We start from the raw sequence: 742 nt of genomic DNA, 5'->3' as shown, positions 1-742 counted from the left end.
CTGCGGATGAGCCGTGACAAAATCATCGTGTTCCTGAGCTGAAATTCCAATTTTGTAGCTAAACATTATTTTAAAACCCACTCTCTAATAGCGTGTGCTACGCCGGATTCTTCGTTCGACTTGGTGATGTATTTGGCGATTTTCTTGAGTTCTTCTCTGCCGTTTTCCATGACAACAGGAGAGCCAACGGCTTCCAGCATGGCGCGGTCGTTTTCTTCATCACCAATAGCCATAGTCTGCTCCTTGCTTAAGCCCAGTTTTTCAGCCAGATGAAGGATAGCAGCCCCTTTATTGACAGTTTTTTTGACAATTTCTAGATAGAAAGGAGCTGATTTAACTAGTGTATATTTTTCGGCTAATTCCGGTGGCAGCTTGGCAATGGCCGCATCCAAAATTTCCGGCTCATCAATATACATGCACTTGACGATTTCTTTATCAGCCATTTCTTCAGGCGTACGATAGAAGATAGGCATGTTGACCAGATTGGACTCATAGACAGTGTACTTGCCAATGTTGCGATTGGCAGTATAAATGCCGTCCTTGGTGATGGCATGCATGTGAACGCCTAATTTTCGCCCGAGCGACGATTTCTTTATCAGCCATTTCTTCAGGCGTACGATAGAAGATAGGCATGTTGACCAGATTGGACTCATAGACAGTGTACTTGCCAATGTTGCGATTGGCAGTATAAATGCCGTCCTTGGTGATGGCATGCATGTGAACGCCTAATTTTCGTCCGAGT

The 742-nt window shown here is 44.6% G+C and carries 2 pseudogenes; both read right to left on the bottom strand.

What is annotated here, in order from left to right:
• Window positions 1–65 precede the first annotated feature (65 nt).
• Window positions 66–581: pseudogene (locus D8792_RS10985) on the bottom strand (HAD-IIB family hydrolase); the annotation flags it as partial.
• Window positions 490–742: pseudogene (locus D8792_RS11850) on the bottom strand (hypothetical protein); the annotation flags it as partial. The pseudogenes D8792_RS10985 and D8792_RS11850, both read right to left, overlap by 92 nt.

The sequence above is a fragment of the Streptococcus cristatus genome, assembly GCF_003943505.1.
GTDB lineage: Bacteria > Bacillota > Bacilli > Lactobacillales > Streptococcaceae > Streptococcus > Streptococcus cristatus_E.
Note: the sequence above shows the minus strand (reverse complement) of the source record. Positions and strands in the feature narration are given on the sequence as shown.